This is a genomic window from Actinoplanes sp. NPDC004185 (genome assembly GCF_053603475.1).
In genome coordinates this window covers 36,361-63,088 of sequence record NZ_JBSGFR010000050.1, presented here as the reverse complement: position 1 = coordinate 63,088, position 26,728 = coordinate 36,361, and the positions used below count along the sequence as shown (strand labels likewise).

Below are 26,728 nucleotides of genomic sequence, written 5' to 3'. Positions count from 1 at the left end.
GGCCGGCAGCGGCATCGGCGGTTATCGCGGCTGACGCCTGACCCCTGACACGAGAACGGCCCCGCGAGGCCGGCCTGGCCGTGATGCTGGCGGTGGCCGCGGTCAACACGACGGTCGCCGCACTGCCGCGAGCCGCGGCCTGGGCCGCCGACGCCGACCTCTGGGGGTACGCCGGCAGCCCGGCCCTGGCCTCCGAGCTGCTGCGGGTCACCGCTCCGACCCCGTTGCTGCCCCGCGTCGCCGCCGCGGCCGGTCGCCTGCCGACGGCCTCCGGTGGCTGCCCGGTCCACGCCGGCGACCGGATGCTGCTCATCGCCCGGCACGCCGTCGGCGCCCACCACCTCGACCCCGACCCGGGTGCGCCCGCGCCGGCGCACATCGCCCAGCTCGTCTTCGGCGTCGGCCCGCACGCCTGCCCCGGTGCCCGGCTGGCCCGCACCCAGCTCACCGACCTGCTGCAGGCGCTCGCCCCGCTGCGCCCGGTGGTGGTCCGGGCCCGGCCGGACCGGCGCGCGGCGCTGCCGGGCTGGCGTTCCTTGACGGTACGGGCGACATGCGGCTAGCTGTCACCGGCGCGTCGGGCTTCTGTGGCACAGCCGTCGCCCGCCTCGCCGCGGAGCACGGGCACGACGTGCTCTGCCTGAGCCGCCGCCCGGGTCCGGTGGGCCGTCACGTCCCCTGGGACGCCGCCCGCGAGCTGCCCGACCTGACCGGCGCGGACGCCGTGGTCCACCTGGCCGCCGCCGTCGGTGACCCCCGGCCGGGGCGCCGCACCGAGGCGGCGTTCCGGGCCGTCAACGTGGACGGGACCGCGCGGCTGCTGCGAGCGGCGGACGGCCGGCCTGTGGTCTGGGTGAGCAGCGCCAGCGTCTACCGCCCGGGCCCGTACCGGACGCCGGTGCCCGAGGAGCATCCCGTCGGCGGACACCGCGGCGTGTACGGGCGGACCAAGGCGGCCGGGGAGCGGCTCGCCCTGGCCGCCGGTGCGGTGGCACTGCGCCCGCGGGCGGTCTACGGCGACGGCGACCGGCATCTGGTGCCACGGCTGCGCCGGGTGGTGCGCGGGGGCCGGGCGTGGCTGCCGGGGCCGGACGTGGCGATGAGCCTCACGGCGGTCGAGAATCTGGCGGCGGCCTGCCTGGCGGCGGTCGAGTGGCCCGGCGGCGCGTACAACATCGCCGACGAACGGCCGTACCGGCGTGACGAGGTTTTCGCGCGGGCCCTGCGCGTGCCGGTGCGGCACGTGCCGGCCGGGCCGGTCCGGGCACTGGCCGCGGTGTCACCGACCCTGACCCGCTACGCCGTCGACCAGCTCACCGACGGGATGATCCTGGAGCTGGGCCGGGCCCGGGCGCTGGGCTACCGCCCGGAACGCACGCTGGCCGACTACTTGGTGTAGACGACCGACGAGCGGAAGACCGTCGCGGCGTGGGTGCCGTCACCGCTGCGGCGGATCACCACCGCGTCGACCGTGAAGACGTAGCCGGTCCTGCGGTCGAGGCCGGGCACCGTGGCGCTCAGGAAGCCGCACGGGTTGCCCGGCTTGACCGTGACGAAGCCGATGTCGCGCTGCTCGCCGAGCTTGAGGTCCTGGCTGATCGCGGTGATCCGGAACTCGACGATGTTGTAGCCGCCGACGTTGTACCAGTTCACCGTGGCCGAGGTGGTGCCCGGCGTGACGGCCAGCGCGTTGATCTTGTTGAAATGCGGGGTGTCCCGGGCACAAGTGGGCGACGGAGTGGGTCGCGCCACCTTGGGCAGCGGCAGGAAGCCGCTGGTGGTCGCGGTCGGGGCCGGCCGGACGCCGGTGCTCGGCCGCGGTGTCGGCGTGGCGCTGCCCCGGGCCACGACGAGCCACTGGTCGCTGCCGGTCACCTCGGAGCTGATGTCCGTGCCACCGCTCTTCGTGGCGCTGGGCGCGGTGAACAGACTGCAACCGGTGAGCAGCAACGGGGTCACCAACAGCAGGAGCCGGCGCTTGCGCAGCGGCGAGCGGCCCCCGGAGCTCGTGTCCCTGTCCTTCACAGGAGCAATCATCGACAACGTTCACGCCGACTTTAGGAACGGCGGTAGAGCTCCGTGGTGCGCCGGGCCAGGTCCTTGGTCGCGGCCGAGTTCGCCCACGTGCCGAGCACGACCGCCGCACCCGGGATGACCTTGGCGGCCATCCGCCGGGCCGCCCGGACGCCGGCCATCTGGGCCAGCTTGACGCCGAGCTTGACCATGACCCCGGACAGCGGCTGGCCGGCGCTGGTGGCGAAGAGCCGGCTGGCGCGTTCCCGGCCCGCGGCCACGCCGAGCGCGAGCCGGGCGGTCTCGGCGGCCTTGTGCACCCGTTGCAGCACCAGCAGGTCGGTGGCGCGGTCCGGGCCGGTCGGGTCGACGCCGTACGCGGCGGCCACGTGCAGCACCATCCGCGCCTGCGTCCACGCGAGCACGCCCACGTCGACGACCGCGCCGGGCAGGCCGGTGGCCCCGGAGACGGCACCGGAGAGCCGCGCGTGGTTGGTGAACCGCCGGACCACTTGCTGGGCCAGCTCGTCCGGGGTGAGGCCGGGGTGTTCCGAGCGGGCCCGCTCGGCCCAGCGCTGCGCCTCGGGACCCAGCCGGCGGACCGCCTCCAGGGCGAGGTGCTCCGGGGCGTACTGCGGGTCGGCCTTCATCCGGGCCCACAGCGTCCCGGGTGGGCCGGCCGGGTCCCAGCCCTGGTCAGAGGCGTTGGGCGGGGTCGGGAGGGCGGGTACGGCGGGATCGGTCACCAGATCACTCCGAGGGGTCGAGAGGGGGATCTCGTTCCATTGTGCCGTGCAGCTGCACGTGCACGACAACGGTTGGCCGGATCCCACGCTGTGCATCCGCGCGGTGACGCTCACCGTCCCGGTTTTCGCTCATCCCGTCCACCGGGCGACCGATGAGGGCTGCGCAGGCACGGATCCGCGGCGGAAGGACGACGCACGCATGACGACGGGCGAGGAACGGCAGGTGGAACGGCTGCGGCCGACACCGATGCTGATCACTGCTGTCGCCGTACTGGTCGTGTCGATCGGCGTCTTCACGGCGAACTTCGCCGCGCAGCGCAGCCCGGTGGTGTGGGGCTGGATGCCCGCCATGATCGGCACCGCGATCGCGGGCTGGGCCTGCTGGCGTACCGCCTTCACCCCCGGGCTGGACCGGGTGACCCGGCGCGTGTGGCGGTCCCTGGCGGTGGTCTGCGTCCTGATCGTGCTCGGCCTGGCCGGCGATGCCCGCTTCACCGTGCTGAACCCCGGCCGGCTGGACCAGCAGCACGACGTGCCGACCTCGATCTGCTACGCGCTGGCCATGCTGGTGCTGCTCTGGGCGCTGCTGCGGCTGCCGATGACCAAGCGGGAGAGCAAGGACCGGGTCATGGTCCGCTTCCTGCTCGACGCGGCCACGATCAGCATCACGGTCGGCATCTTCTCCTGGTACATGCTGCTGCAGGTGGTGAACGCCTGGGACGCCGAGGGGCCGGCCGCCGTACCGGTGATCATGCTGATGGCCCTGGGCCTGGTCGGCTCGCTGGCCTTCGTCAAGGTCGCGCTCAGCGGCTTCGGCGGCGTGGACCGGATCGCCCTGCGGCTGCTCGCGGCCGCGGCGGCGGTCGGCGCCGTCGGCGGCGGTCTGTTCCCGCTGCTGTTCGACCTGCACCCGGGCCTGAGCGGGTCGCAGATGTTCGTGCCGGCGACGCTATTGTTCGTGGCGTTCGCCGCCGACCGGCAGCGCCGGGCCGCCGGGGTCCCGCAGCCCGAGCGCCGGCGCCGGCCCTTCAGCGTCGTGCCCTACCTGGCCGTCGCGGCCACCGACGCCCTGCTGCTGACGGTCAGCAGCCAGGCCGGCGGGGCCGTGCTCACCGTCGCACTGGCCGCGGTGCTGCTGACCGCGCTGGTCGTGCTGCGCCAGGTGAACGCGCTGTCCGAGAACGGCCGGCTGCTCGGCCGGGTGGACGCCAACCTGGTCGAGCTCAACGGCTACCAGCGCCGGCTCACCCACCGCGCCACCCACGACGCCCTCACCGACCTGGCCAACCGCACCCTGTTCGAGCAGCAGACCCGCACGGCCCTGGCCGAGACCGAGGGCGGGGCGAGCGGGACCCTGAGCCTGGCGCTGATCGACCTCGACGACTTCAAGGCGATCAACGACCGGCTCGGTCACGCCGTCGGCGACGCCCTGCTGGTGGTGGTCGCGCAGCGGCTGCGCGAGGCGGTCCGCGAGGACGACGTGGTGGCCCGCCTCGGCGGGGACGAGTTCGGCCTGCTGCTGCGCGGGGTGCGCCTGACCGAGGCGACCGAGGTGCTGGACCGCATCGCCGAGTCGCTGACCCGTCCGGTGCACGCGCTCGGTTACGACCTGCTGGTCAAGGCCAGCATCGGGCTCGCCGAGGTGTGGCCGGAGGCCAGCCCGCAGGAGCTGCTGCGCCGCGCCGACCTGGCGATGTACGCCGCCAAGGAGCGCGGCAAGGGCCGGCACGCGGTCTACGACGCCCGCCTGGAGCAGGACCAGGCGGCCGACGCCCAGCTCGGCGCCGAACTGCGTCAGGCGCTGGACAACGGCGACTTCACGCTCGTCTACCAGCCGATCGTCTCGCTGCCCGACGGCGAGTGGACGTCGCTGGAGACGCTGATCCGCTGGAAGCACGCCGAGCGCGGCTTCATCGGCCCGGACGTGTTCATCCCGATCGCCGAGCGCACCGGCCTGATCGTGCCGCTGGGCGACTGGATCCTGCGGACCGCGCTGCGCCAGGCCGCCGAGTGGCAGGACGTCTTCGGATCGGGCGCGCCCGGCGAGATCGGCGTCAACGTGTCGGCCCGGCAGCTGCGGGAGCCGGGCTTCGCCGCGGACGTACGGGCGGCGCTCGCGGACAGCGGCTTCGACCCGGAGAAGCTGGTCGTCGAGGTCACCGAGACGGCGGTGTTCGACGGCGGCGTCGCCCTGGACACGTTGCAGAGCCTGGTCACGCTCGGGGTCAAGGTGGCGCTGGACGACTTCGGCACCGGGCACTCGTCACTGGGGCTGCTGCGGACCTGCCCGGCCGACACCCTCAAGGTCGACAAGTCCTTCGTGGACGGCATCGGCGGGCGCTCGGAGGAGGCGGTGATCGCCACCGCCATGATCCAGATCACCAACGGGCTGCACCTGCAGGCCATCGCGGAAGGCGTGGAGACGGCCGAGCAGGCCGAGACGCTGTACCGGCTGGGCTACCGCTTCGCGCAGGGCTACCACTTCTCCCGCCCGTTGTCCCCGCAGCAGGTCACCGAGCACCTCGAGGCGGCCCGAGTGCTCGCCGTCTGAGCCTTTACCTGGGTCAGACCACCACCGGGCTGCGCCGTTCCAGCAGCACCACGTCCCGCCAGCGGCCGTGGTGCCGGCCCACCCGCTCCCGGGTGCCGATCACCCGGAACCCGGTACGCCGGTGCAGCGCCAGGCTGGCCTCGTTCTCCGGGAAGATGCCGGACTGGATGGTCCAGATGCCGGCCGCCTCGGTCGAGGTGAACAGCCGCTGCAACAGCGCCCGTCCCACCCCCCGGCCCTGGGCCGCGGCGTCGACGTAGACGCTGTGCTCGACGACTCCCGCGTACACCGGCCGGGGTGAGACCCTGGTGACAGCGACCCAGCCCAGGACGGTGCCGCCGACCTCGGCGACCCAGCGATGATCCGCCAGCCGGCCCGCGTCGAACGCGGCCCAGTCCGGCGCCGTCGTCTCGAAGCTGGCGTCGCCGCCGTCGAGCGCCGCCTGGTAGATCGCCAGCACGGCCGCCGCGTCACCGGGCACCATCGGCCGTAGGGAAAGATCAGACATGCACCGATCCTCGCGCGCGGGAGCAGGAATGAACACGCGCGGCCCGGTGTTCCCACCACATGGCCCGCCCCCGCGGGCGCATCTCGAGGAGGTCCGCAGCGTGCTCGACCCACAAGGGCTCTACGAGTTGGCCGACGACCTGCCCGACCTGGACGAGCCGGTGCTCGTGCAGGCGCTGACCGGGTTCGTCGACGCCGGGAGCGCGATCCAGCTCTCCCGCGAACATCTGCTGGAGCACCTGGACACCCAGGTCCTGGCGACCTTCGACATCGACCAGCTGCTCGACTACCGGTCCCGCCGGCCCTCCATGATCTTCGTCGAGGACCACTGGGAGAGCTACGAGGAGCCGAGCCTGGCCCTGCACCTCGTCCGCGACCAGCTGGGCACCCCGTTCCTGCTGCTCGCGGGCCCCGAGCCGGACCTGCAGTGGGAACGCTTCATCGCCGCCGTGACCGGCCTGATCGAGCGCTTCGGGGTCAACCTGACCGTCGGCCTCAACGCCATCCCGATGGCCGTGCCGCACACCCGCCCGGTGAGCGTCACCGCGCACGCCACCGACCAGCGCCTGCTCGGCGACCGCGAGTCCTGGCTGCAGCGCGTCCAGGTGCCGGCGAGCGTCGGCAACCTGCTGGAGTTCCGGCTGGGCGAGTCCGGCCACGACGCCATGGGGTACGCCGCCCACGTGCCGCACTACCTGGCCCAGACCACGTACCCGGCCGCGGCCGAGCTGCTGCTGGACTCCGTCTCCCGGACCACCGGGCTGGCCCTGCCCACCGGCCGGCTCCGCGAGGCCGCGCTGGTCGTCCGCCAGGAGGTCGACAAGCAGGTCGCCGACGACGAGCAGGCCAGCCGGCTGGTGCTGTCGCTGGAGGAGCAGTACGACGCGTTCCTGCGCGGGCGGCAGGGCAACCTGCTGGCCGAGTCGAGCGGTCCGCTGCCGACCGCCGAGGAGCTCGGCGCCGAGCTCGAGCGCTTCCTGGCCGAGCAGAGCCGCGACAACGACCAGGGCTGAGCCCGCACCGGCTTCGTCAAACGCACCCCCACCAGGCCGGACTGCCCGATGATGAGAGCAATCGGGCGGGGACACTCGGTGAGGTATGGGGGACACAGGTGGCACCATTTCGGTCGCAGCGGTCGGACCGGGCAGCTCTGCGCCCGATCCCTCGTGACGTCGAGAGCCTCGAGAAGCTGATCACCGATCTCGAGCGGGCGCAGGATCTGGCGTCGACGTGGCGGATCACCGTGGACAGCACGGTCCAGTCGCACAACTTCAGTTACGGTGCGGTCTGGCTGCCCGACGGCAAGGGAAACGTCCGGATCGAGTACGAGACCGGCCCGATCGTCCGCGAGCTGCAGGCCGCAGTGCCCTCGGGGCCGATGCCGGCCGAGGCCGGCCTGGTCGGCCGGGCCTGGCGCACGAAGCAGTTCGTGTACCTGGGTTCGATGGCCGACTGCGCCGACTGCCTGCGCTGCCAGGCGGCGAGCCGGGCCGGCATGGCCGCCGCGGTGGTGATCCCCGTCATGCACCGCAACCAGCAGGTCGCGGTGCTGGAGTACTACTCGGCCGAGCCGCTCTACATCGACGGACCGCGCAGCGAGAAGTGGGCGTCGATCGCCCGGATCGCCGAGCAGGCCCGGTTCACCGCGGTCGCCGCCGCCGAGCTGCGCCAGGTCGCCGACGACCGGCTGGCGGTGACCAAGGTGGTCACCGCCCTCGGCGATGCGACCGACTCGTCCTCGGCCCTGCGGATCGCGCTGGACTCGGTGCGCACGTCGTTCGGCTGGGCCTACGGGTCGTACTGGCAGGTCGACGAGGAACAGCACGTGCTGCGCTTCCAGGTCGAGTCCGGGTCGGCCGGCGACGAGTTCCGCAAGGTGACCCTGGCCGCCACCTTCGCCGAGGGCGTCGGGCTGTCCGGCCGGGCCTGGCGGGCCAAGGACCTCGTCTTCGTCCGCGACATCGGCGAGCTGACCGACTGTGTCCGGGCTCCGGCCGCGCAACGCGCCGGGGTGCGCTCGGGCATCTGCTTCCCGATCGTGAGCCACGGCCGGATCATCGGCACGATGGACTTCTTCACCGCCGAGTTCATCGATCTGTCGGAGTCGCGGGCCTCCGCGCTGCGCAACGTGGCCCAGCTGGTGTCGCAACGGCTCGACGTCGTCCGGGCGGCGGAGGCGGCCCAGGAGAACGCGCGGGCGCTGCTGGACACGGTGTCGCGGTTGCGCGCGGCCAGCGACGACGCGACCCGGGTGGCCCAGGACGCGGTCAACCGCGCCTCGGACATGACGCACGAGGTCGAGGCGCTCGGCAACGCGTCCACGGCCATCGGGGACGTCATCAAGATCATTTCGTCGATCGCCGACCAGACCAACCTGCTCGCCCTCAACGCGACGATCGAGGCGGCCCGGGCCGGTGAGGTCGGCCGCGGCTTCGCGGTGGTCGCGGGCGAGGTGAAGGACCTGGCCCGGGAGACCGCCGAGGCCACCCAGCGGGTCGCCGAGCAGATCACCGGGATCCAGAACAGCGCCCGTACGGTCTCCGCCGGCATCCTGACCACCAGCGACACGATCGGGCAGATGGACGCGGTCCAGGCCCGGATGAACGAGGTCCTCGCGGAGCAGGCCCGGATGGCCGGCGCTCTGCAGCCCTAGTTCTTCAGCGGGAGCCAGTCGAGGACGGTCCGGATCTCGGCGTCCCAGTAGCCCCATTCGTGAGCGCCCGGCCCGAACGCGGCGTCGAGGTCGACGCCGCGTTCGCGGCAGGCCGCCACGAAGCGCTCGTTGCCGGCGCGCAGGTGGTCCTCGGTGCCGCACCGCAGCATGAGCCGGGGCAGCTCGCGGCGGTCAGCGGTGGCCACCAGGTGCAGCAGATCGTCGTCGGTGCCGGCGAGCGGGCGGTCGAAGACCCGGGCGAGCAGCTCCACGATGTGCGGGCGGTCGTCGTGCTCCTGCATGCCCGCCACGTCGAGCGCGCCGGAGAGGCTGGCCGCGGCGGCGAAGCGCTGCGGCTCGCGCAGGGCCCACTTCAGCGCGCCGTAGCCACCCATCGACAGACCGGCCACGAAGGTGTCCTCGCGGCGGGTCGAGACCCGGAAGAACGACGACACCACCGCCGGCAGCTCCTCGGACAGGAACGTGAAGAAGCGGGACCCGTGCGTCTCGTCGGCGTAGAAGCTGCGGTGCACCTGGGGCATGACCACGGCGAGACCGCGGGCGGCGGCGTACCGCTCGATCGAGGTGTAGCGGGTCCAGGCGGTGTCGTCGTCGGTCAGTCCGTGCAGCAGATAGAGCACCGGCGGCGGCGCAGCGGTGTCGTGACCGGTGATGCCGATCTGGGTGCTCGCCCGCTCGGGCAGCACGACGGTCATCGAGGTGCCGAGCGCGAGAGTCTCGGACGAGAAGTCAACACGGAGCAGGGCCATCGCTCCAGTATGTCGTGATTACAGAACGCACCCGCACCGTCACGGCAGCGCTTGGGGAATGTCGTACCCGTCGATTAGTATGTGTGTACTAAAACAAGCGCTGAGCTGCGGGGAGATCACCTTGACGACGCCCGTTTCGACCAGTTCCACCACCTTGATCCCGCCCTACGCAACGATGCTCGGTTTCACCCGCTACGTCGCCCGCACCGGACCGGCGAAGGCCACCTTCGTCGGCGGACTGCGCCGCCAGCGCGAGCGGCGCACGGGCTTCAACCCGCACGGCCAGCTCGTCAAGGCCCTCAAGGCCGACATCGCGTTCCGCACCGGCGGCAGCTACCTCAACGGGGTCGTCGACCTCGTCAAGCCGCGGTGGAAGCCGCTCTACGAGGCGGTCAGCGCCGGGGCGACGACCTACCTGCACTCCCTCGGCGACCCGGAGGGAGTGGGCCTCGCACAGACCCGCGACGCGCTCGCCTCCGTCGGCCCGCTGGCCGTCAAGATCAACCCCCACTTCGGCCTGCGGTACGAGGACGGCCGGCGGGAGGCTGTCCGGCTGCACTTCGACGAGCAGCCGCCCACCCCGGAGGCCGTCACCGCGACCCTGCACCTGATGGCCCGCCACATGGACCAGATCCTGCCCAACGCCGAGCCGGTGCTGGTCGACCTGCGCCGCGGCACCACCCACCGGATCGACCCCGGAGCCCGCCCGGGCGACGTGGAGAGCTGGCTGGCCGGGGAGGCGGCCGCGTTCACCGCCATGTGGGCCGCGACCGCCGCCTGACCGATCGGCCGCCCGGCCCGCCCGAACGGTCCGTATTTCTCCGGGTTTCGGCGCGGGAACTTCTTAGGAGCAGCCCGGTTGCGACGATGTCTCCGGTGTAGGTGAACGGCGACACGTCGGGGGGCGTTCGGACATGCGGGTTATGACGCGAACAGCAGGCACCATCGCGCTGACGGTGCTCGCCGCCGCGGCGGGGGCGCTCTTCCAGACCGCGCCCGCCGCCGCGGCCACCCCGGCCATGCCCAGCTTGGTCGCCTACGTCCGCACCGGCGACGTGTGGGTGAGCAAGGGCGCGACGGAGACGAAGCTGACCACCGGCGGCGGCTGGTCGCGTCCGCGCTTCTCCCCCGACGGGCGCTCGATCGCCCTGCTCAAGGCCGGCCAGCTGTGGACCATGAAGGCCGACGGCACCGGCCGGCGCCGGCTGACCACCCGCGCGGCGTCCGGCCCGTCCTGGTCGCCGGACAGCGCCAGCATCGCGTTCGCCTCGCTGTCCTGCTCCGGCGGCCCGGGCGTCTACCGCATCTCGGCGACCACGGCCGGGGCCACGCCCACGGTGGTCTTTCCGGCGTACTGCCGCGACGAGCCGTTGCCGGCCGAGCCCGCCCCCACCGCGAAGGCCGCGACGCCGAGCGCGCTGAACGACCGGCTCCGCACCGACGACGCGGTGGCCTGGTCCCCCGACGGCACCCGGGTCGCCTTCCGCGGCGGCGACTGCGAATCGACGTACGACGCCTGCCTGACGGTGGGCACGGTGGCGACCGGCGGCGAGAAGACCGTCGCGGCGTACGGCGGCGGCAGCCTGCAGACCTCGGGCTTCGCGGTGATCCCGAGCTGGCGCGCCGACGGGGCGAAGCTGGCCTGGACGGCGTACCAGCAGGGCGAGACGGCCGCGGAGAACCAGCCGCTGCACGTGGTGGAATACGACACGGCGACCGGGGCGAAGCGCACGGTGGGGGCCAGCCAGGACCGCGAGCTGGCGTACGTGGACGCGACCCGCGGAGTGGCCACGGGCACGTACCGCAACGGATCGTGGGTCATGGTGGTCAACCTGGCCACGGGGGCGCGGACGCCGTTCCACCAGGGCTCCCAGCCGAGTGTCCAGCCGGTGAGGTGATCCCGAGGTAGCGACGACGGCCGGCCCGGTGCCGGCCGTTCTGTCGTTCCCCGGCGTCTCGGCCTGCTCACGCCGCCGGATGACCGGCGGCCGGCGCTGCGTATCGTGGACGGCCTGATGAGTGAGACGACAGAGCGCCCGATCCGGACGTTCCATCCCCGGCGTGGCCGGATGGGCAGCCGGCACGCCGACGCCATGACCGACATCTGGCCGGCGTTCGGGCTCACGGTCGTCGACGGTGACCGCACTCCCCTCGACCTCGTGGAGTTGTTCGGCCGGGACGCGCCGAAGGTGCTGGAGATCGGTTTCGGCATGGGCGACACGACGGCGGCGATGGCGGCCGCCGACCCGGGCCGGGACTACCTGGCGGTGGAGGTGCACACGCCCGGCATCGGCAACCTGCTCGCGCTGATCGGCGAACGCGGCCTCACCAACGTGCGGGTCGCGCACGGCGACGCGATGGAGCTGGTTCGCCGGCTGCCGGCGGGCAGCCTGGACGCGGTGCACGCCTTCTTCCCCGACCCGTGGCCCAAGGCCCGGCACCACAAACGCCGCCTCATCCAGCCGGCGAACGTCGCCCTGTTACGAGAACGGCTCCGGCCGGGCGGCACGCTGCACTGCGCGACCGACTGGGCCCACTACGCGGAGGCGATGGCCGAGACCCTGGACGCCGATCCGGGCCTGGCCAATGCCCACGACGGGTTCGCACCGCGGCCGGCACACCGCCCCGAGACGAAGTTCGAACGGCGCGGGGTCAGCTCCGGACGCGAGATCTTCGACCTCGTCCACCGCCGGATCTGACACCGCTCGACTCGACATTTCCGGTGGTTTGCCGGTTTTATGGATGCTTGGACCGTAGCCTGAGATGCGGAGGTCCAAGCATGCCGCGAAGTGATCTTGGCCTCGAGCGTCCCGCCGCACCGGTGGCGCCGAGCGCCCGGCCTGCCGGAACGGCTGCGGCGGCGACCACGCCGGCCAGCACCGAACCGGACGGGCCCACGCGACCCGGTACCCCGCCGGCCGCGAACACCCCGGCGCCCACCGGCTTCGGCCCCGGACCTACCGAACAATCCGAGCCAGTGGAGCCCGCCACCGCCCGGGTGGCCGCCCCCAACGCCTCAGACCCGCATCCGTCAGCGGCACAGCCCACGACCGCGCAGCCCACGACCGCGCAGCCCACCAACGGGCAGCCCTCGAACGGGCAGCCGGCAAGCGCGCAGGTCACGACCGCCCAAGCCACGACCCCGCGGCCGACAACCGCGCACATGCCCGCCGCGCACCCGCCGACCCCGCAGGCAGCCACCGCGACCGCCGTCCCGCTCAACGGCATGCACCGGGCCGGGCACCGGGACGCGCCCCCGGGCGACGGTGGCCCGCGGTCGTGGCCGGACATCTTCTCCGCTCACGACGACACCATCAACAGCGCCGCCGGTGAGCAGCTCGCCGCCCTCATCGCCCGCGCCGCGCATGCGCCCGGCGGGCTTGTGCACTTCGTCGACGGTGAGGCGTTGCGGATCTACGGCAGCTACGGCCTGCGGATGCGCTGGGAGGACTTCGGCGGCACCCCGCTGCGGGACAGTCTCGCCGGGTTGATCGTCGCTGACGGCCGGCCTCTGGTGATCACCGACTTCGCCGCCGATCCGCGGATTCCGGCCCGCTCCCCGATCCGGCGGCTGGGGCTCAGCGGCGCCTACCTCGGGCAGCCGATCCGGGATGCTTCCGGCGCCGTGCTCGGGATCTGTTGCGCTCTCGACACCCAGCCGCATGAGTGGTCCGCCACTGATGTCGCCGCCGTCGGTGATGCCGCGCGGCTCGGGACCTTGCTCATCACCGAGCAGCAGGGGCGCCAGGAGGTCGATCGGCAGCGGCGGTTCCTCGACGCCGTGCTGGACAACCTGCACGACGGGGTCACCGCGTGCGACGCCGAGGGCCGAATCGTGCTGGTCAATGCCCGGATGCAGCGGCTCTGGGGTGGCGCGCCGATGCCCGCCGATCTCTCCGACGCCGCCGTCGCCGGGCTGAGTGACGGAGACGGGCGGCCCATCGCTCCCGGCGACGTCGCTCTGTTCCGGGCGCTTCGCGGCGAGCGGCTCCGCAACGAGGAGATGGTGCTGCAGGGCCGAGGGCGGCGTACCCGCTACTACTTGATCGACGCACAGCCGATCCTCGGGCCGGACGGGCAGACTGTCGGCGCTGTGCAGGCCGTTCAGGACGTCACCCGGCAGCGGCGGGCCGAACGGTTCCGTACCTGTGAGCTTGCCGTTGTCACCGCCCTCGCCGCCGCGCCGACGATCGAGGCGGCCGGGCCCCGGGTGCTGGAGGCCGTGGTCGGCACGCTGGGCTGGACCCATGCCGAGTTGTGGCTGGTCGACGAGGCCGCGGGCGTGGTGCGGTCGGCCGCCAGCTGGAACTCGCCGAGCTGGCAGTCCGACATCGAGGTGCCGGCCGAGCTGCCGTACGGCACCGGCCTGCCCGGCCGGGCCTGGCAGGCCGGCAAGCCGCTGTGGATCCGCGACGTCGGCCGGCCGCAGAGCCTGATCTCGGCCGAGACGGCCGAGAGCTCGCGGTTGCACACCGCGCTGGCCATCCCGGTGCGCAACGGGCTCGAGCCGCTGGGTGTGCTGACCGCGTTCGCCGACACCATCGAGGATCCCGAGGACGAGCTGGTCGCGCTCATGTCCGGGATCTCCGCGCAGATCGCCCAGTTCATCGAGAAGCGGCTGGTCGAGGACCTGCAGCGGCAGCTCATCCGGACCAAGAACGAATATCTCGCGCTGATCGGTCACGAGCTGCGGACGCCGCTGACCTCGATCGCCGCCTACACCGAGCTGCTGCGGGACGCCGACGCCGAGACGCTCGTGGCCGAGGGGCCGCGGCTGCTGGAGGTCATCGACCGCAACGCCACCCAGCTGCGGCACATCATCAACGAGCTGCTGGAGCTCTCCGCGCTCGACACCGGGCACGCCGCGGTGCAGCTCAGCCCGATCAACCTGGCCGAGCTCGTCCGGGAATCGGTGCGGGCCGCCCGGGACGCCATCACCGACGAGCCGGTGTCGATCGTCGACGAGCTGCCCGACGAGCTGGTGCTGCCCGGTGACCGGCACCGGCTGCGCCAGGTCGTCGACAACCTGCTCGGCAACGCCGTGAAGTACAGCCCCGACGGCGGGCGGATCGCGGTGCGGTTGCGGACCACCGGCCGGGCCGCCGAACTGTCGATCTCGGACACCGGGATCGGCGTCTCGCAGGAGGAACGCGAGAAGATGTTCACCGGCCTGTACCGCACGAGCCGGGCCCGCGACCGGGCGATTCCCGGCACCGGGCTGGGGCTGACGCTGAGCCGCGCGGTCGTGCAGCGCCACCACGGCACCATCGAGCTGAGCGAGCACGAAGGACCGGGCACGACCGTGTGCGTCCGGCTGCCGCTGGACGCTCGTTGACAACTCGTTGACAATTGTGACCCTGTTCACCGGGCTGCCGCCGGGTGAGGATGACGGTCATGACGAGGTGGACACCAGACCCGACGTTCTATCCCTCCCCGCGTGACGCCGCCGGTGCGCCGGCCGAGCAGCTGGCGTACATCGCCGCGTTCGACCGGTCGGCCGGGCAGCCGGACGCCATCGCCGTCGTGGACACCGACCCGGCCTCCGCCACGTACGGCTCGGTGGTCGGCTGGACCGAGTTGCCGCACACCGGCGACGAGCTGCACCACTTCGGGTGGAACGCGTGCAGCAGCGCCCTGTGCCCCACCGCGCCGCACCCGCACGTCGAGCGGCGCTACCTGATCGTGCCCGGGCTGCGCTCGTCGCGGATCTACGTGCTGGACACCAAGGACGACCCGCGCAACCCCGTCCTGGTCAAGGAGATCCCGGCCGAGGAGCTGGCCGGCAAGGCCGGCTACTCCCGGCCGCACACCATCCACTGCGGCCCGGACGGCATCTACGTCTCCGCGCTGGGCGGCGGCTCGTCCGAGGGACCGGGCGGCATCGCGGTGCTGGACCACACGACCTTCGAGGTACGCGGCGCGTGGGAGAGCGACCGCGGCGACCAGTACCTGGCGTACGACTTCTGGTGGCACCTGACCCGCGACGTGCTGGTCTCCTCCGAGTGGGGCACGCCGTCCATGATCGAGGACGGTCTGGTCCCGGAGCTGCTGCTGGGCCGCAAGTACGGCCACCGCCTGCACTTCTGGGACCTGGCCAAGCGTTCCCTGGTGCAGACGGTCGACCTCGGCGACCAGTACCAGATGACGCTGGAGCTGCGCCCCGCTCACGACCCGCGCAAGGAGTACGGCTTCCTCGGCGTCGTCACCAGCGTCGAGGACCTGTCCGCCTCGGTGTGGGTGTGGCATCGCGGGGACGACGGGCAGTTCGCGGTCACGAAGGTCATCGACGTGGCCGCCGAGCCCGCCGACGCCGACGCCCTGCCACCGGCGCTGCAGCCGTTCGGCGCGGTCCCGCCGCTGATCACCGACATCGACCTGTCGGTGGACGACCGCTTCCTCTACGTCTCCTGCTGGGGCACCGGCGAGCTGAAGCAGTTCGACGTCAGCGACCCGTTCCACCCGGTGCAGACCGGCTCGGTCCGGCTCGGCGGCGTCGTCGGCCGGGTGGCCCACCCGTCGTTCCCGGACGAGCGCCTGGCCGGCGGCCCGCAGATGGTCGAGGTCTCCCGCGACGGCCGCCGGGTCTACGTCACGAACTCGCTGTACGGCTCCTGGGACGACCAGTTCTACCCGGACGGCGTGGGCGCCTGGCTGGCCAAGATCGACGTGGACACCGAACGCGGCGGCATGACCCTGGACCCGAACTTCTTCCCGCACGGGGACGAGTTCCGCGGCCGGCGGGTGCATCAGGTACGGCTGCAGGGTGGCGACGCCTCGTCCGACTCGTACTGCTTCCCGTGACCGGTGGCCAGCTCGCGGTGCTGGCCGCGTTGGGCGCCTTCCACGGGCTGAACCCGGCCATGGGCTGGCTCTTCGCGGTGGCCCGGGGCATGCAGGAACGCAGCCGGGCCGTGCTGCTGTGGTCGGTGCCCCCGATCGCCGCCGGGCACCTGGCCTCGGTGGCGATCGTGGCGGCGGTGGTGTCGGCGACCGAGTCGGTGGTGGCCGGCAACGTGGTGGCCATCGTCGGCGGGGTCGTGCTGGTCGGCTTCGGCCTGTGGCGGCTGCTCTCGGCCCGGCACTTCCGGTGGGCCGGGATGCGGCTGTCCGCGGCGCAGCTGGCCGGCTGGTCGTTCCTGATGTCCTCGGCGCACGGCGCCGGGCTGATGCTGCTGCCGGTGCTGGCCACGACGACGACGGCGCAGCAGGGCGGGCATGCCGGGCATCTCGCCGCGGCGGCCCCGGCCGGTCTGGCCGGCACGCCCGCCGCGGCCCTCGACGGGCTGCTGGCGGCGGGCGTGCACACGGTGGCTATGTTCGCGGTGCTGGCGACCTGCGCCGTGCTGGTCTACGAGTTCGTCGGCCTGAGCGTGCTGCGCCGGGCCTGGTTCAACGTGGACAAGCTGTGGGCCGCGGTGATGGTCGCGGCCGGCGCGCTGACGATCGCCCTGACGGCGTGAGGCCTGTCCCGCCGCGCGGCGGGACAGGCCATCAGGTCAGCGCCGGGGATGCACCACGCCCGCGGCGCCGCCGCCACGCCGGACCGGCTCGGCACTGGCGATCAGCTTGCCGCCGCGGCCGAACTCGATCGCGGTGGCCGCGCCCAGCTCCGCCACGGGCGGCTGGAACGCGTGCCCGACCTCGCCCAGGGCGTCGCCGTACTGCGCGATGAACGCCGGCTCGGCCTGGACGGCGGCGGTGTTGCGCTGCGACGCCCGCGGCGCGGCCATCGCCTCCGGCAGGGTCATGCCCAGGTCGATCCGGTTGACCAGCACCTGCAGCACGGTGGTGATGATGGTGGCGCCGCCGGGCGAGCCGACGGCCAGGAACGGCCGGCCGTCCTTGAGCACGATGGTCGGCGACATGGAGCTGCGGGGACGCTTGTTCGGGCCGGGCAGGTTGGGGTCGGGCGCGCTGCCCTGCGTACCGGTGAAGTTGAAGTCGGTCAGCTCGTTGTTGAGCAGGAAGCCGCGGCCCGGCACGACCATGGCGTTGCCGCCGGTCTGCTCGATCGTCAGGGTGTATTCCACGACGTTGCCCCAGCGGTCGGCGACGGTGAGGTTGGTCGTGCTCTGCCCGTCCTCGACCTTGCCGCCGGCGCGCGCCGGCATGCAGCCCGAGGCGGTGAGGTCGCCCGGCGGCACCGGCTTGGGCAGGGCCTGCGCGGGGTCGATCTGGCAAGCCCGCTGCCGCGCCCACCGGTCACTGATCAGCCGGTCCAGCACGGGCTGCGGCGTGTAGGCGCCCACGTAGCGGTTACGGTCCGCGAAGGACAGGGCGGAGGCCTCGAGGTACTGGTGCAGGGCCTGGGTCATGGGGACCTCGGAGAGGTCGGTCCGCTCCAGGATGTTCAGCGCCTCGCCGACCGCCGTGCCACCGCTGGACGGGGTCGACATGCCGTAGACGGTCAGGCCCCGGTAGCCGGACTTCGTCGGCGCCGGGAACCGCAGACGGTAGTCGGCCAGGTCGGACAGCCGCAGGTCGCCGGGGCGGATCGGGTACGCCCACGGTGCGGCGGGATCGTCGGCGACCGGCGGGTGCTGCACGGTGCGCACGATGTCGGCCCCGACGGGACCGCGGTAGAAGACGCCGGTGCCCCGCCTGGCGATGAGCCGGTAGGTGTCGGCCAGGTCGGGGTTGCGCTGCAGGGAACCGACCGCGGGCGGGGCGCCGCCGGGCAGGTACAGCTCGCGGGTGGAGCCGAACTGGGCGAAGGGCGCCGCGTTGTCGGCGATCTGCTGCCGGAAGGTGGCGTCGACGGGGAAGCCGCGGTCGGCGACCTCGGCGGCGGGCTGCAACAGGCTGCCCAGGGAGCGGGTGCCCCACTTGCCGGTCGCGGCCTCCCAGGTGGCCAGGGTGCCCGGGGTGCCGACGGAGAGGCCGCTGACCCGGGCCTCGGCGAAGTCGTAGGGCAGGCCGTCGGCCGGGTCGACGAAGATGTCCTCGGTCATCGTGGCCGGCCCGGACTCCCGGCCGTCGATGGTGTGCACCTTGCGGTGTTTCGCGTCGTAATAGACGAAGAAGCCGCCACCGCCGATACCGGCGGAGAACGGCTCGGTGACCCCGAGGGTCGCGGCGGCGGCCACGGCCGCGTCGACGGCGTTACCGCCGCGGCGCAGCACGTCGAGGCCGACGGCGGTCGCGGTGGGGTCGACGGTGGAGACTGCGCCGCCGTAGCCGGTGGCGGTGGGGCTCAGCGGTGGCGCACCGCCGTGAGCGGAGGCCGCTGCGGGCACGAGGGCGACGGTGGTCGCGGTGAGCGTGGCCGTCAGGGCCAGCGCGGTCGAGAACCGCATCATGCCTCCGGGAGCGGTGAAAACAGAGTGGACAGACTCCTGCCTACCGCTCCTGCGACATGTGCACAACCCGGGACACGCTCGTCACCCACCGTCATCGAGATCAAGAGCAGGATCATGTCGTGCCTGGTTGCATGGTGCTGACCGTCGCTCCCGCCGAGACCGGGCACGGAGATCCGGTCGCTGGCGCTCCCGATCGGATCTCCGCACCCTGCCAGGTCCGTGCTCACCTACCCGGCCGGGAACCGGCCAGGCGCTGTCAGTCTGCGGCCGTGAACGGCGGGATCCGGCGGCGGACGTCCTCGACCGTGGCCGGGCCCGGCTGCCAGGCCGACACCCAGGCGCCCTCGGTGGACCGCGGGATGATGCCCTGCTCCAGGAAGGCATAGCGGCCGCCCAGCACCCGCCGGGTGGCCTCGACGTCCAGGGAGTCGGTGTTCTCCCAGAGCGCGGCGAACAGCGCCTCCACCCGGAGCCGGGCCTGCTGGCAGAACAGGTCGGCCAGTTCGTGACCCGCGGCCCGGTGCTCCCGTTCGGCGCGGGCCCGGACGCACACCGCCGACATGGCGAACAGCTCGGCGCCGATGTCGACGATGCGGCCGAGGAAGGCCTGCTTGTGCTCCAGCCCGCCCTGCCAGCGGGACATCCCGTAGAACGTCGACCGGGCGAGCTTGCGTGAGGTCCGCTCGACGTAGCGCAGGTGCCGGGCGAGCGGGCCGAACTCCGCGTACCCGGTCGGGACCTGGCCCCGGCCGACCGCCAGGCTCGGCAGCCATCGCGCGTAGAACGCCCCGGCCCGGGCCCCGGCGCGGGCCTTGCGGCCCATCCCGGCCTCCGGGTCGATGATGTCGCCGGCCACCGTGAGGTGGGCGTCGACCGCCTCGCGGGCGATGAGCAGGTGCATGATCTCGGTGGAGCCCTCGAAGATGCGGTTGATCCGCAGGTCCCGCAGGACCTGCTCGGCCTCGGCCGCGCGTTCACCGCGGGCGGCCTGCGAGGCGGCCGTCTCGTAGCCGCGGCCGCCGCGGATCTGGATCAGCTCGTCGGCGACCTGCCAGGCCGTCTCGCTGGCGAAGAGCTTGATCAGCGCGGCTTCGATGCGGATGTCGTTGCGGTCGTCGTCGGCCAGGATGCAGCACAGGTCCAGGGTGGACTCCATCGCGTACGTGGTCGCGGCGATGAAGGCCATCTTCTTGGCGACGGCCTCGTGCTGCGACACCGGCCGGCCCCACTGCACCCGCTCGGCCGACCACTCCCGCGCGACGGCGAGCGACCACTTCGAGGCGCCGACACACATCGCCGGCAGCGACAGCCGGCCGGTGTTGAGCGTGGTCAGGGCGATCTTGAGACCCTTGCCGAGACCGCCGATGACGTTCTCCCCCGGCACGAACACGTCGTGGAAGCGGGTCACACTGTTTTCCAGGCCGCGCAGGCCGAGGAACTCGTTGCGCCGTTCCACCGTGATGCCGGGCGAGTCGCCCTCCACCACGAAGGCGGTGATGCCCTTGCCGGGCACGCGGGCCATCACGACCAGCAGGGTCGCCACCGTGCCGTTGGTGGCCCACAGCTTGACCCCGTTGAGCCGGTAGCCGCCCTCGACGGGCTCGGCGACGGTGCCCAGGCGGGCCGGGTCGGAGCCGACGTCCGGCTCGGTGAGCAGGAACGCGGACACCTCACCGGCGGCCAGCCGGGGCAGGAACGCCTTCTTCTGCTCCGGGGTGCCGAAGGTCTTGAGCGGCTGCGGCACGCCGATCGACTGGTGGGCCGACAGCAGCGCGCCGACGGCCGGGCTGGCCGAGCCGATCAGGGTCAGCGCCCGGCAGTAGTGCAGGTTGGACAGGCCGAGACCGCCGTACTCCTTGTCGATCTTCATACCGAACGCGCCGAGCGCGGCCAGGCCGTGGAACACCTCGTCGGGGATCCGGGCCTCGCGCTCGATGCGGGCGCCGTCGACCTCGGCGACCAGGTACGCCTCCAGCTTGGCCAGGAACTCCTCCGCGTCGGGACGGGGCTCCGCCGCGGGCCAGGGATCGATGAGGTCGAGGCGTAACCGCCCGAGGAAGAGCTCCTTGCCGAAGCTGGGCTTGCGCCACTCGGACTGGCGGGCCTCCTCGGCCACCTTGCGCGCCTGCTTCTCGGTGACGTCGGCCGGTTCGGTCACGGTCTACCCCCTTGACCCGGGTACGGCTGCTCGTGACAGCCACGCTACCCAGCGGGGTTACCGCGGGGTAGCCCTCGACCGATGTCGATCAACGACACCCGGCGCTCACGAGTCGGCCGGGATGTCGGTCTCGAGCTGGTCGACAATCGGGTTCAGCAGCTCGTTGAGCTCGCGGACCAGCACGGCGACAGCCCGGTGCGCGCTCTGCTCGGCCTCCGCGTCCGGGCCGTCCGGGGCCGGCGGCAGGTCGTCGAGCCGGACCGGGGCCTGCACCAGCAGCGAGGCGCGAAGGTGCGGGCTGCGGGTCAGGTCCTGCTCGGACGGGCCGACGTACTGGCCGAACAGCTGGGGCCAGTCGCGCCAGCCGCGGTCCCGGTCCCACTGGCGGCTCCAGGTGAGCTGGGCCGGCCACGGCGACACCAGCGTGACGTCGGCGATCAGGCTGCCGTCCCAGGCGCTGCGCGAGCACGTCGCGGAGACGATCCGGGGATGCCGGCGGACGTAGCCGGGCTCCAGGCCGGTGGCCAGCCGCCAGGCCACCACGGCGAAGGTGACCGGCGCGAAGTCGCCCCACGCGGGAGCGAACTCGTCGATGCGGCTGCGCACCTCGCCGGCATAGCGGCCCCGTCCGCCGGTCGCATGCTCGCGGTCGAACTGCTCGTCGATCCAGAACGCCTGCTGCACGGTCCCCACCCTACGAGCCCGGCGGATCAGGCGGGGGCCGAGTGGGCCGCCCAGGTCGCGAACATGGTCGCGTAGCGGCCACCAGCGGCCACCAGTTCGTCGTGGCTGCCGGACTCCACGATGCGGTGCTCGTCCACCACGATGATCCGGTCCGCCCGCATGGCCGTCGACAGCCGGTGCGCCACCAGGATCGCCGTACGCCCGTCCAGCAGGCGGTCCAGCGCCGCCTCGACCCGCAGCTCGCTGCGCAGGTCCAGGCTCGAGGTTGCCTCGTCCAGCACCACCACCCGGGGCTCGGCCAGGAACGCCCGGGCCAGGGCCAGCAGCTGGCGTTCGCCCGAGGACACCGACTGGCCGCGCTCGTGCAGCGGGGTCGCGAGGCCCTCCGGCGAGCGTTCCACCAGGTCCCGCAGGCCGACTGCGTCGACCGCGGCCCACACCTCGGCGTCGGTGGCGGCCGGACGGGCGAAGGCGATGTTGTCGCGCAGCGTCCCGGCGAACAGGAACGGCTCCTGCGGGACCACCCCGATCTGCCGGCGCAGCGAGGCCAGGGTGACCTCGCGCAGGTCGTGACCGTCGATCCGGATGCTGCCCGCGGTCGGGTCGTAGAGGCGGGTGACCAGCTTGGCCAGCGTGGACTTGCCCGCGCCGGTCGGGCCCACGCAGGCCACCGTCTCGCCCGGGTGGATCACCAGCTCCACGCCGGCCAGCACCGGGCGGTCCGGGAGGTAGCCGAACGTGACGCCGGCGAAGACGATCTCCCCGCGTACCGGTGGGAGCTCTGTCGCATCCGGGTGCTGGACCACCGACGGCCGCGCGCCGAGCAGGGTGTTGATCTTTCCGATCGCCGCCCGGCCCTGCTGGTACTGGGTGTAGAGCTGGACCAGTTGCTGCACCGGCTGGAAGAAGGCGTTCAGGTAGAGCACGAAGGCGGTCAGCTCGCCGATGGTCAGGGTGCCGCGCAACACCATGCGGCCGCCGATCAGCAGCAGCGCCGCCATCCCGAGCAGGCCGATCACCGACGTGCCGGGGCCGTAGATCGCGTTGATCCGGCCGGTGAAGTCGTTGGCGTCGCGGTAGCCGCCGACCACCTCCCGGTGCGCCACGATGTTGCGGTCCTGCCGGTTGTGCGCGGTGACCACCCGGACGCCGTTCAGGCTCTCCGACAGGTCGGCGAACATCGCGGCGATCGCGTCCCGCTGGCGGTTGTAGCCCCGGTCGGCCGCCCGGCGGAACCACAGCGAGGCGATCAGCAACGGCGGCACGACCAGCATGAGCGTGATGACGGCCAGCCCGGCGTGGTAGTGGAACAGCACCCCGGTGACCACGATCATGGTGAGCGCCTGGATGACGAACTGGGCGAAGCCGTCGGCCAGCAGGGACTGCAGCGACTCCACGTCGGAGGTCATCCGGGTCATGGTGACGCCGGCCTTCTCGCGGGTGTAGTAGTCCAGCGACATGCGCTGCAGGTGGGCGAAGATCCGGATCCGCAGGTCGCGGGTGGCCGAGGCGGCGAGCCGGCCGCTCTGCCGCATCCGGACCGCGGTGGCCAGCCCGGTGGCCAGCACCGCCGCGACGAAGGCGACCGTGGCCGCGACCAGGACCGGCAGGTCCCGGGCCGCGATGCCGTGGTCGATGCCGACCTGCACCAGGTACGGCCCGGCCTGCAGCAGCAGGGTCTCGACCAGGATGGCCAGCAGCGCCGCCACCAGCAGGCCGGGCCGCCCGACGACCAGCCGGGACAGCGTGACCCGGGCACCGCTGTCGGCCACCGGGTCGAACGGGACCCGCGGGTCGCCGTGCTCCGGCTCGCGCGCCTCCAGCTTCGCGACGCCCTCGGCGACGTCGGCCGGGATGCCGGCGAACGGCAGCCCGTTGCCCTTGCGTCCGGCCATCCCCATCGAGGGCCGCCCACCACTGCTGAAGCCGCCGAAGCCACCGCCGAAGATGCTCATGCCGGCACCGCCGAGGCGAGGACCCGGGCGTACTGCGGCTCGGTCGCCAGCAGCGACTCGTGGGTGCCGTCGGCGACCACCCGGCCGCCCGCCATCAGCACCACCCGGTCGGCCAGGCCGATCGTGGAGAGCCGGTGCGCCACGATGATCGTGGTCCGTCCGCGCATGAGGTCGCGCAGCGAGGAGTGGATGCGCTGCTCGACCGTGACGTCGATGGCGCTGGTGGCGTCGTCGAGCACGAGCACCGGCGGGTTCACCAGCAGGGCCCGCGCGATGGCGACACGCTGGCGCTGGCCGCCGGAGAGGGTGTAGCCGCGTTCGCCGACCACCGTGTCGTACCCCTCGGGCAGCTCCCGGATGAAGTCGTCCGCCCCGGCCGCCACCGCCGCCGCGACCACCGACTCACGGTCGGCCTCGGGGCGGCCGTACGCGATGTTGTCGTGCAGCGAGAGCGAGAACAGGAACGGCTCGTCGGGCACGATGCCGACCTGGTCACGCAGCCGGGCCAGGCGCAGGCTGCGGACGTCGTGCCCGTCCACGGTGATCCGGCCGCCGGTCACGTCGTAGAACCGGGCCAGCAGCCGGCCCAGGGTGGACTTGCCGGAGCCGGTGGCCCCGACCACGGCCACCGTCTCCCCGGCCCGGATGCGCAGGTCCAGGCCGTCGAGGGCCACCGTGCCGTTCGGGTACGCGAACCGCACGCCGGAGAAGCACACGTCGCCCCGCAGCGCCACGTCCACCGGCTCGGCCGGGTCCACCACGTCGCTGGGCGTGTCCAGGATCTCGTAGATCCGCGCGGCCGAGGCCGAGGCCCGCTGACCCATCATGATCATCATGCCGAGCATCCGGAACGGCGGCTGGAGCATCAGCACGTACGAGTTGAAGGCCACGATCGTGCCCACCGTGGTCCCGCCGTCGATCACCATGATGCCGCCGACCAGCAGCACCAGCGCCAGCCCGAGCCGCGGCAGGTTGTCCAGCACGGGATTCCACCGGCTGCGGATCCGGGCGTCCTGCAGGTACGCCCAGCGGATCCGGTCGGCCGCCTCGGCCAGCGTGCGCAGCTGACGTCCCTCGGCGGCGAACGCCTTGACGATCCGCACGCCCTGGATGTTCTCGTCGACGACGGTGGCCAGCCGGGCCAGCCGGGCCTGGATGAGCCAGGACACCGGGAAGACCGCCTTGCGCATGCCGACGCCGAGGAAGCCGATGACCGGCATGGTGGCCATCGCCACGACGGCCAGCGGGACGTTGATCGACAGCATGAGCCCGAAGGCGACCACCGCGATCAGGCACTGCACCAGGATCGACGGCCCGAAGGACAGGTACATCTGCACGGCGCGGATGTCGGAGCCGGACCGCGACATCAGCTCGCCGGACTGGACCCGGTCGAAGAAGCCGAACGGCATCCGGGCCAGGTGGGCGTAGACGATGTTGCGCAGGTCGTACTCCAGCTCGTACGCGGTGCGCAGCAGGTAGAGCCGGGCGGCGTAGTTGATCAGGCCCTGGATCAGGGCCAGGGCGACGATCCACCAGACGTAGGTGGGCAGGGCCGCGGTGCGCTCGACGACGGCCCGGTCGATGCCGAGCCGGACCAGGTTCGGGATCTGCACCTGCACGACGAGCCCGGCGAACGACAGCACGAGCGAGGTGATCAGCAGCGCGCGGTGGGCCCGGACCAGCGGCCACGCGCGACGCAGCCAGGATTTGCGCTGGTCGGGGTCGATGGCCGCGCGGGGCGCGCGGCGGCTCAACAGTGAGCCGGGGCGAGGGCGGAAGGATGGGACACGGCGCCTCCTCCGGGATACTTAGCCAGGCTAAGGATACCCGCGCCGCGGCGCAATGCCGCCGACGCCCGCCGCCTTCGGTTCCACCCCCGGGCACCTGGTCCCGGGGGCGGGCGGCCGGACGGTCAGCAGATAGCGGTCCACCGCCCCGCCCACACAGTCGCTGCGGCCGTAGACGGTGTGGCCCCAGCCCTCGTAGGTCAGCAGCGAGGCCTTCGGGCCGAGCTGGGCGGCGACGTGCTGGGCCCACCCGTACGGGGTGGCCGGGTCGTGCCGCGCGTTGACCAGCAGTACCGGGCCGGTCCGGGCCGGGGACAGCGCCCGCTGCGGGTTGTCCGTGCCACCGGTACGGCCCAGGCAGCCGTAGAGCGAGGTGAGCGCGAGCGGCGAGAACGGCATCTGCGGTGACTTGGCGGCGATCCGGTCGAGGCGGGCGCGCAGGTCGGCGTACCCGGCCACGGGCATCGACCAGTCGTCGCAGAACACGGCGTGGAAGTTGTGCTCGCTGACGTCGACCGCGGCGGCCCGGGCCAGCTTGGTGCCCGCGCCGCCGGTCGCCTCCTTGATGAAGACCCCGAGCGAGTGCCACTGCGGGTCGTACATCGAGCTGAACGCGACCCCGATCAGCTCGTACAGGGTCAGCTTGTAGGCCGTGTCGTTCGGGTCCCGCAGCGTGCCGCGCCGCGCGGAGGCGAGCAGCCCGGCCCACAGCTTGCGGACGTCCCGGCCGTGCACGGCGCACTCGGTGCTGCGCGCGCACCAGGCCACGAACTCGTCGAACGAGTCCTGCGCGGTGATCGCCTCACCACCCAGGAAACCGTCGGTGTCGACGGTGTGGTCCATGACGCTGTCCAGCACCATCGCGCGGATCCGCCGCGGGTAGCGCTCGGCGTACTGCTCGCCGAGCAGGGTGCCGTACGAGGCCCCGTAGAAGCTGATCTGCTCCTCCCCCAGAGCGGCCCGCACCGCCTCCAGGTCCCGCACCACGCTCAGCGTGTCGACGTGCCCGTAGAGCGGTCCGGTACGCCGGGCGCAGTCGGCGGCGAGCCGGCGGTTGTAGGCGACGAACGTGTCGTACGCCTTCGCACTCTCGATCGTCGGCGGCGGGGCAGCGGTCAGCACCGTCGTCGTGCACACGATCGGATGGCTGCGCGAGATCCCGCGCGGGTCGAAGCCCACGATGTCGAAGCGCCGGCGCAGCTCGGGGCTGAAGAACGTGCTGTCGAGGGTGAAGTCGACGCCCGAACCGCCGGGGCCGCCGGGGTTGACCACCAGCGTGCCGATCCGCTGCTTCGGGTCGGCGGCCGGGCGGCGGGCCAGCGCGATCGCCACGGACGCCCCGTACGGCTGCGCCCAGTCGACCGGCACGTCAAGGGTGGCGCACTGGGCGGTCTCGTCCTCCGCGCAGGGCTGCCACTTCGGCGCTTGCCCGCGTACCGCGTACGCGGGGGTCGCCGCCGAGGTCAGCGCGGCCAGGACAGTGAGGAACGCGGCCAGGATCGGCCGTGTCTTAGCTCGCACCGGTTGTCTCTCCGCCCTGCCCGGCAGGCGCGCCGCGCGCCTCCTGTCTAGAGCAAGCGCGCGGCGCGGTCTGCGGTTCTGGCG

The 26,728-nt window shown here is 72.8% G+C and carries 21 protein-coding genes; 11 read left to right on the top strand and 10 right to left on the bottom strand.

Annotated elements, in window-relative coordinates; translation table 11 throughout:
- The first annotated feature begins 83 nt into the window (after window positions 1-83).
- Both ACWEOZ_RS36465 and ACWEOZ_RS36460 read left to right on the top strand, forming a co-directional pair.
- Window positions 84-563, top strand: coding sequence for a hypothetical protein (locus ACWEOZ_RS36465; RefSeq protein ID WP_451915225.1), 480 nt, complete (start codon window positions 84-86; stop codon window positions 561-563).
- Window positions 554-1,399 carry an NAD-dependent epimerase/dehydratase family protein gene (locus tag ACWEOZ_RS36460; protein WP_451915224.1) on the top strand — a complete coding sequence of 282 codons (846 nt, stop codon included), beginning with the start codon at window positions 554-556 and terminating at the stop codon, window positions 1,397-1,399. Before ACWEOZ_RS36465 ends, ACWEOZ_RS36460 begins: the two co-directional genes overlap by 10 nt.
- Here ACWEOZ_RS36460 and ACWEOZ_RS36455 read toward each other — a convergent pair.
- Together ACWEOZ_RS36455 and ACWEOZ_RS36450 are read right to left on the bottom strand one after the other, a co-directional pair.
- A complete protein-coding gene (locus ACWEOZ_RS36455) occupies window positions 1,387-2,025 on the bottom strand; it encodes a hypothetical protein (protein WP_451915223.1) in 639 nt (212 codons plus the stop codon). The genes ACWEOZ_RS36460 and ACWEOZ_RS36455 overlap by 13 nt on opposite strands.
- Before the next feature lie 32 nt (window positions 2,026-2,057).
- Window positions 2,058-2,759, bottom strand: a complete 702-nt coding sequence (locus tag ACWEOZ_RS36450; protein ID WP_451915222.1) for an EcsC family protein — start codon at window positions 2,757-2,759, stop codon at window positions 2,058-2,060.
- 199 nt (window positions 2,760-2,958) lie between these two features.
- On the opposite strand from ACWEOZ_RS36450, the gene ACWEOZ_RS36445 reads away from it, so the two are divergent.
- Entirely contained in the window at window positions 2,959-5,310 is a 2,352-nt protein-coding gene (locus ACWEOZ_RS36445) for a putative bifunctional diguanylate cyclase/phosphodiesterase (protein WP_451915221.1), read from the top strand.
- A gap of 13 nt (window positions 5,311-5,323) precedes the next feature.
- On the opposite strand, the gene ACWEOZ_RS36440 is transcribed toward ACWEOZ_RS36445, so the two are convergent.
- Complete coding sequence (locus ACWEOZ_RS36440; protein ID WP_451915220.1) at window positions 5,324-5,818, bottom strand: N-acetyltransferase family protein; 495 nt, start codon at window positions 5,816-5,818, stop codon at window positions 5,324-5,326.
- 100 nt (window positions 5,819-5,918) lie between these two features.
- Between ACWEOZ_RS36440 and ACWEOZ_RS36435 the strand changes: the two genes are divergently transcribed.
- Both ACWEOZ_RS36435 and ACWEOZ_RS36430 read left to right on the top strand, forming a co-directional pair.
- On the top strand, window positions 5,919-6,830 hold the full coding sequence (locus ACWEOZ_RS36435; RefSeq protein WP_360553253.1) for a proteasome assembly chaperone family protein: 912 nt from the start codon (window positions 5,919-5,921) through the stop codon (window positions 6,828-6,830).
- A 98-nt stretch (window positions 6,831-6,928) separates the two neighbouring features.
- Window positions 6,929-8,470: a GAF domain-containing protein gene (locus tag ACWEOZ_RS36430; protein WP_451915219.1), complete on the top strand. Its 1,542-nt coding sequence runs from the start codon at window positions 6,929-6,931 to the stop codon at window positions 8,468-8,470.
- On the opposite strand, the gene ACWEOZ_RS36425 is transcribed toward ACWEOZ_RS36430, so the two are convergent.
- Entirely contained in the window at window positions 8,467-9,240 is a 774-nt protein-coding gene (locus ACWEOZ_RS36425) for an alpha/beta hydrolase (protein WP_451915218.1), read from the bottom strand. The two genes, ACWEOZ_RS36430 and ACWEOZ_RS36425, sit on opposite strands and share 4 nt — an antisense overlap.
- A 175-nt stretch (window positions 9,241-9,415) precedes the next feature.
- Between ACWEOZ_RS36425 and ACWEOZ_RS36420 the strand changes: the two genes are divergently transcribed.
- The 6 genes from ACWEOZ_RS36420 to ACWEOZ_RS36395 all read left to right on the top strand — a co-directional run bounded on the left by ACWEOZ_RS36420 (window position 9,416) and on the right by ACWEOZ_RS36395 (window position 16,700).
- The gene (locus tag ACWEOZ_RS36420) at window positions 9,416-10,021 is read left to right on the top strand and encodes a hypothetical protein (RefSeq protein ID WP_433732182.1); all 606 of its coding nucleotides are present in this window, start codon (window positions 9,416-9,418) and stop codon (window positions 10,019-10,021) included.
- 142 nt (window positions 10,022-10,163) lie between these two features.
- Entirely contained in the window at window positions 10,164-11,138 is a 975-nt protein-coding gene (locus tag ACWEOZ_RS36415; RefSeq protein ID WP_451915217.1) for a hypothetical protein, read from the top strand.
- A gap of 117 nt (window positions 11,139-11,255) precedes the next feature.
- Window positions 11,256-11,939 carry a tRNA (guanosine(46)-N7)-methyltransferase TrmB gene (gene trmB, locus ACWEOZ_RS36410; RefSeq protein ID WP_451915216.1) on the top strand — a complete coding sequence of 228 codons (684 nt, stop codon included), beginning with the start codon at window positions 11,256-11,258 and terminating at the stop codon, window positions 11,937-11,939.
- A gap of 278 nt (window positions 11,940-12,217) precedes the next feature.
- Window positions 12,218-14,575, top strand: coding sequence for an ATP-binding protein (locus ACWEOZ_RS36405; protein ID WP_451915215.1), 2,358 nt, complete (start codon window positions 12,218-12,220; stop codon window positions 14,573-14,575).
- A gap of 59 nt (window positions 14,576-14,634) precedes the next feature.
- Window positions 14,635-16,041, top strand: coding sequence for a selenium-binding protein SBP56-related protein (locus ACWEOZ_RS36400; protein WP_451915214.1), 1,407 nt, complete (start codon window positions 14,635-14,637; stop codon window positions 16,039-16,041).
- Window positions 16,038-16,700, top strand: coding sequence for a hypothetical protein (locus ACWEOZ_RS36395; protein ID WP_451915213.1), 663 nt, complete (start codon window positions 16,038-16,040; stop codon window positions 16,698-16,700). The genes ACWEOZ_RS36400 and ACWEOZ_RS36395 overlap by 4 nt, the downstream gene beginning before the upstream one ends.
- Before the next feature lie 36 nt (window positions 16,701-16,736).
- On the opposite strand, the gene ggt is transcribed toward ACWEOZ_RS36395, so the two are convergent.
- The 6 genes from ggt to ACWEOZ_RS36365 form a co-directional block, all read right to left on the bottom strand.
- On the bottom strand, window positions 16,737-18,539 hold the full coding sequence (ggt, locus tag ACWEOZ_RS36390) for a gamma-glutamyltransferase (RefSeq protein WP_451915212.1): 1,803 nt from the start codon (window positions 18,537-18,539) through the stop codon (window positions 16,737-16,739).
- A gap of 256 nt (window positions 18,540-18,795) precedes the next feature.
- Complete coding sequence (locus ACWEOZ_RS36385) at window positions 18,796-20,697, bottom strand: acyl-CoA dehydrogenase family protein (RefSeq protein ID WP_451915211.1); 1,902 nt, start codon at window positions 20,695-20,697, stop codon at window positions 18,796-18,798.
- Between the two features lie 105 nt (window positions 20,698-20,802).
- The gene (locus ACWEOZ_RS36380; protein ID WP_451915210.1) at window positions 20,803-21,381 is read right to left on the bottom strand and encodes a hypothetical protein; all 579 of its coding nucleotides are present in this window, start codon (window positions 21,379-21,381) and stop codon (window positions 20,803-20,805) included.
- Window positions 21,382-21,407: 26 nt separating this feature from the next.
- Window positions 21,408-23,336 (bottom strand): ABC transporter ATP-binding protein, encoded by a 1,929-nt coding sequence (locus ACWEOZ_RS36375; RefSeq protein ID WP_451915209.1) that lies wholly within the window; start codon window positions 23,334-23,336, stop codon window positions 21,408-21,410.
- Window positions 23,333-25,090, bottom strand: a complete 1,758-nt coding sequence (locus ACWEOZ_RS36370; protein ID WP_451915208.1) for an ABC transporter ATP-binding protein — start codon at window positions 25,088-25,090, stop codon at window positions 23,333-23,335. The genes ACWEOZ_RS36375 and ACWEOZ_RS36370 overlap by 4 nt, the downstream gene beginning before the upstream one ends.
- Before the next feature lie 63 nt (window positions 25,091-25,153).
- Window positions 25,154-26,644 carry an alpha/beta hydrolase gene (locus ACWEOZ_RS36365; protein WP_451915207.1) on the bottom strand — a complete coding sequence of 497 codons (1,491 nt, stop codon included), beginning with the start codon at window positions 26,642-26,644 and terminating at the stop codon, window positions 25,154-25,156.
- Window positions 26,645-26,728: the final 84 nt, after the last annotated feature.

Excerpts from the sequence above, each read along its gene's own strand:
- ACWEOZ_RS36465 (WP_451915225.1), top strand. The coding sequence starts at position 84 with ATGCTGGCGGTGGCCGCGGTCAACACGACGGTCGCCGCACTGCCGCGA.
- ACWEOZ_RS36460 (WP_451915224.1), top strand. The coding sequence starts at position 554 with ATGCGGCTAGCTGTCACCGGCGCGTCGGGCTTCTGTGGCACAGCCGTC.
- ACWEOZ_RS36445 (WP_451915221.1), top strand. The coding sequence starts at position 2,959 with ATGACGACGGGCGAGGAACGGCAGGTGGAACGGCTGCGGCCGACACCG.
- ACWEOZ_RS36440 (WP_451915220.1), bottom strand. The coding sequence starts at position 5,818 with ATGTCTGATCTTTCCCTACGGCCGATGGTGCCCGGTGACGCGGCGGCC.
- ACWEOZ_RS36425 (WP_451915218.1), bottom strand. The coding sequence starts at position 9,240 with ATGGCCCTGCTCCGTGTTGACTTCTCGTCCGAGACTCTCGCGCTCGGC.
- ACWEOZ_RS36420 (WP_433732182.1), top strand. The coding sequence starts at position 9,416 with ATGCTCGGTTTCACCCGCTACGTCGCCCGCACCGGACCGGCGAAGGCC.
- ACWEOZ_RS36415 (WP_451915217.1), top strand. The coding sequence starts at position 10,164 with ATGACGCGAACAGCAGGCACCATCGCGCTGACGGTGCTCGCCGCCGCG.
- trmB (WP_451915216.1), top strand. The coding sequence starts at position 11,256 with ATGAGTGAGACGACAGAGCGCCCGATCCGGACGTTCCATCCCCGGCGT.
- ACWEOZ_RS36400 (WP_451915214.1), top strand. The coding sequence starts at position 14,635 with ATGACGAGGTGGACACCAGACCCGACGTTCTATCCCTCCCCGCGTGAC.
- ggt (WP_451915212.1), bottom strand. The coding sequence starts at position 18,539 with ATGATGCGGTTCTCGACCGCGCTGGCCCTGACGGCCACGCTCACCGCG.
- ACWEOZ_RS36375 (WP_451915209.1), bottom strand. The coding sequence starts at position 23,336 with ATGAGCATCTTCGGCGGTGGCTTCGGCGGCTTCAGCAGTGGTGGGCGG.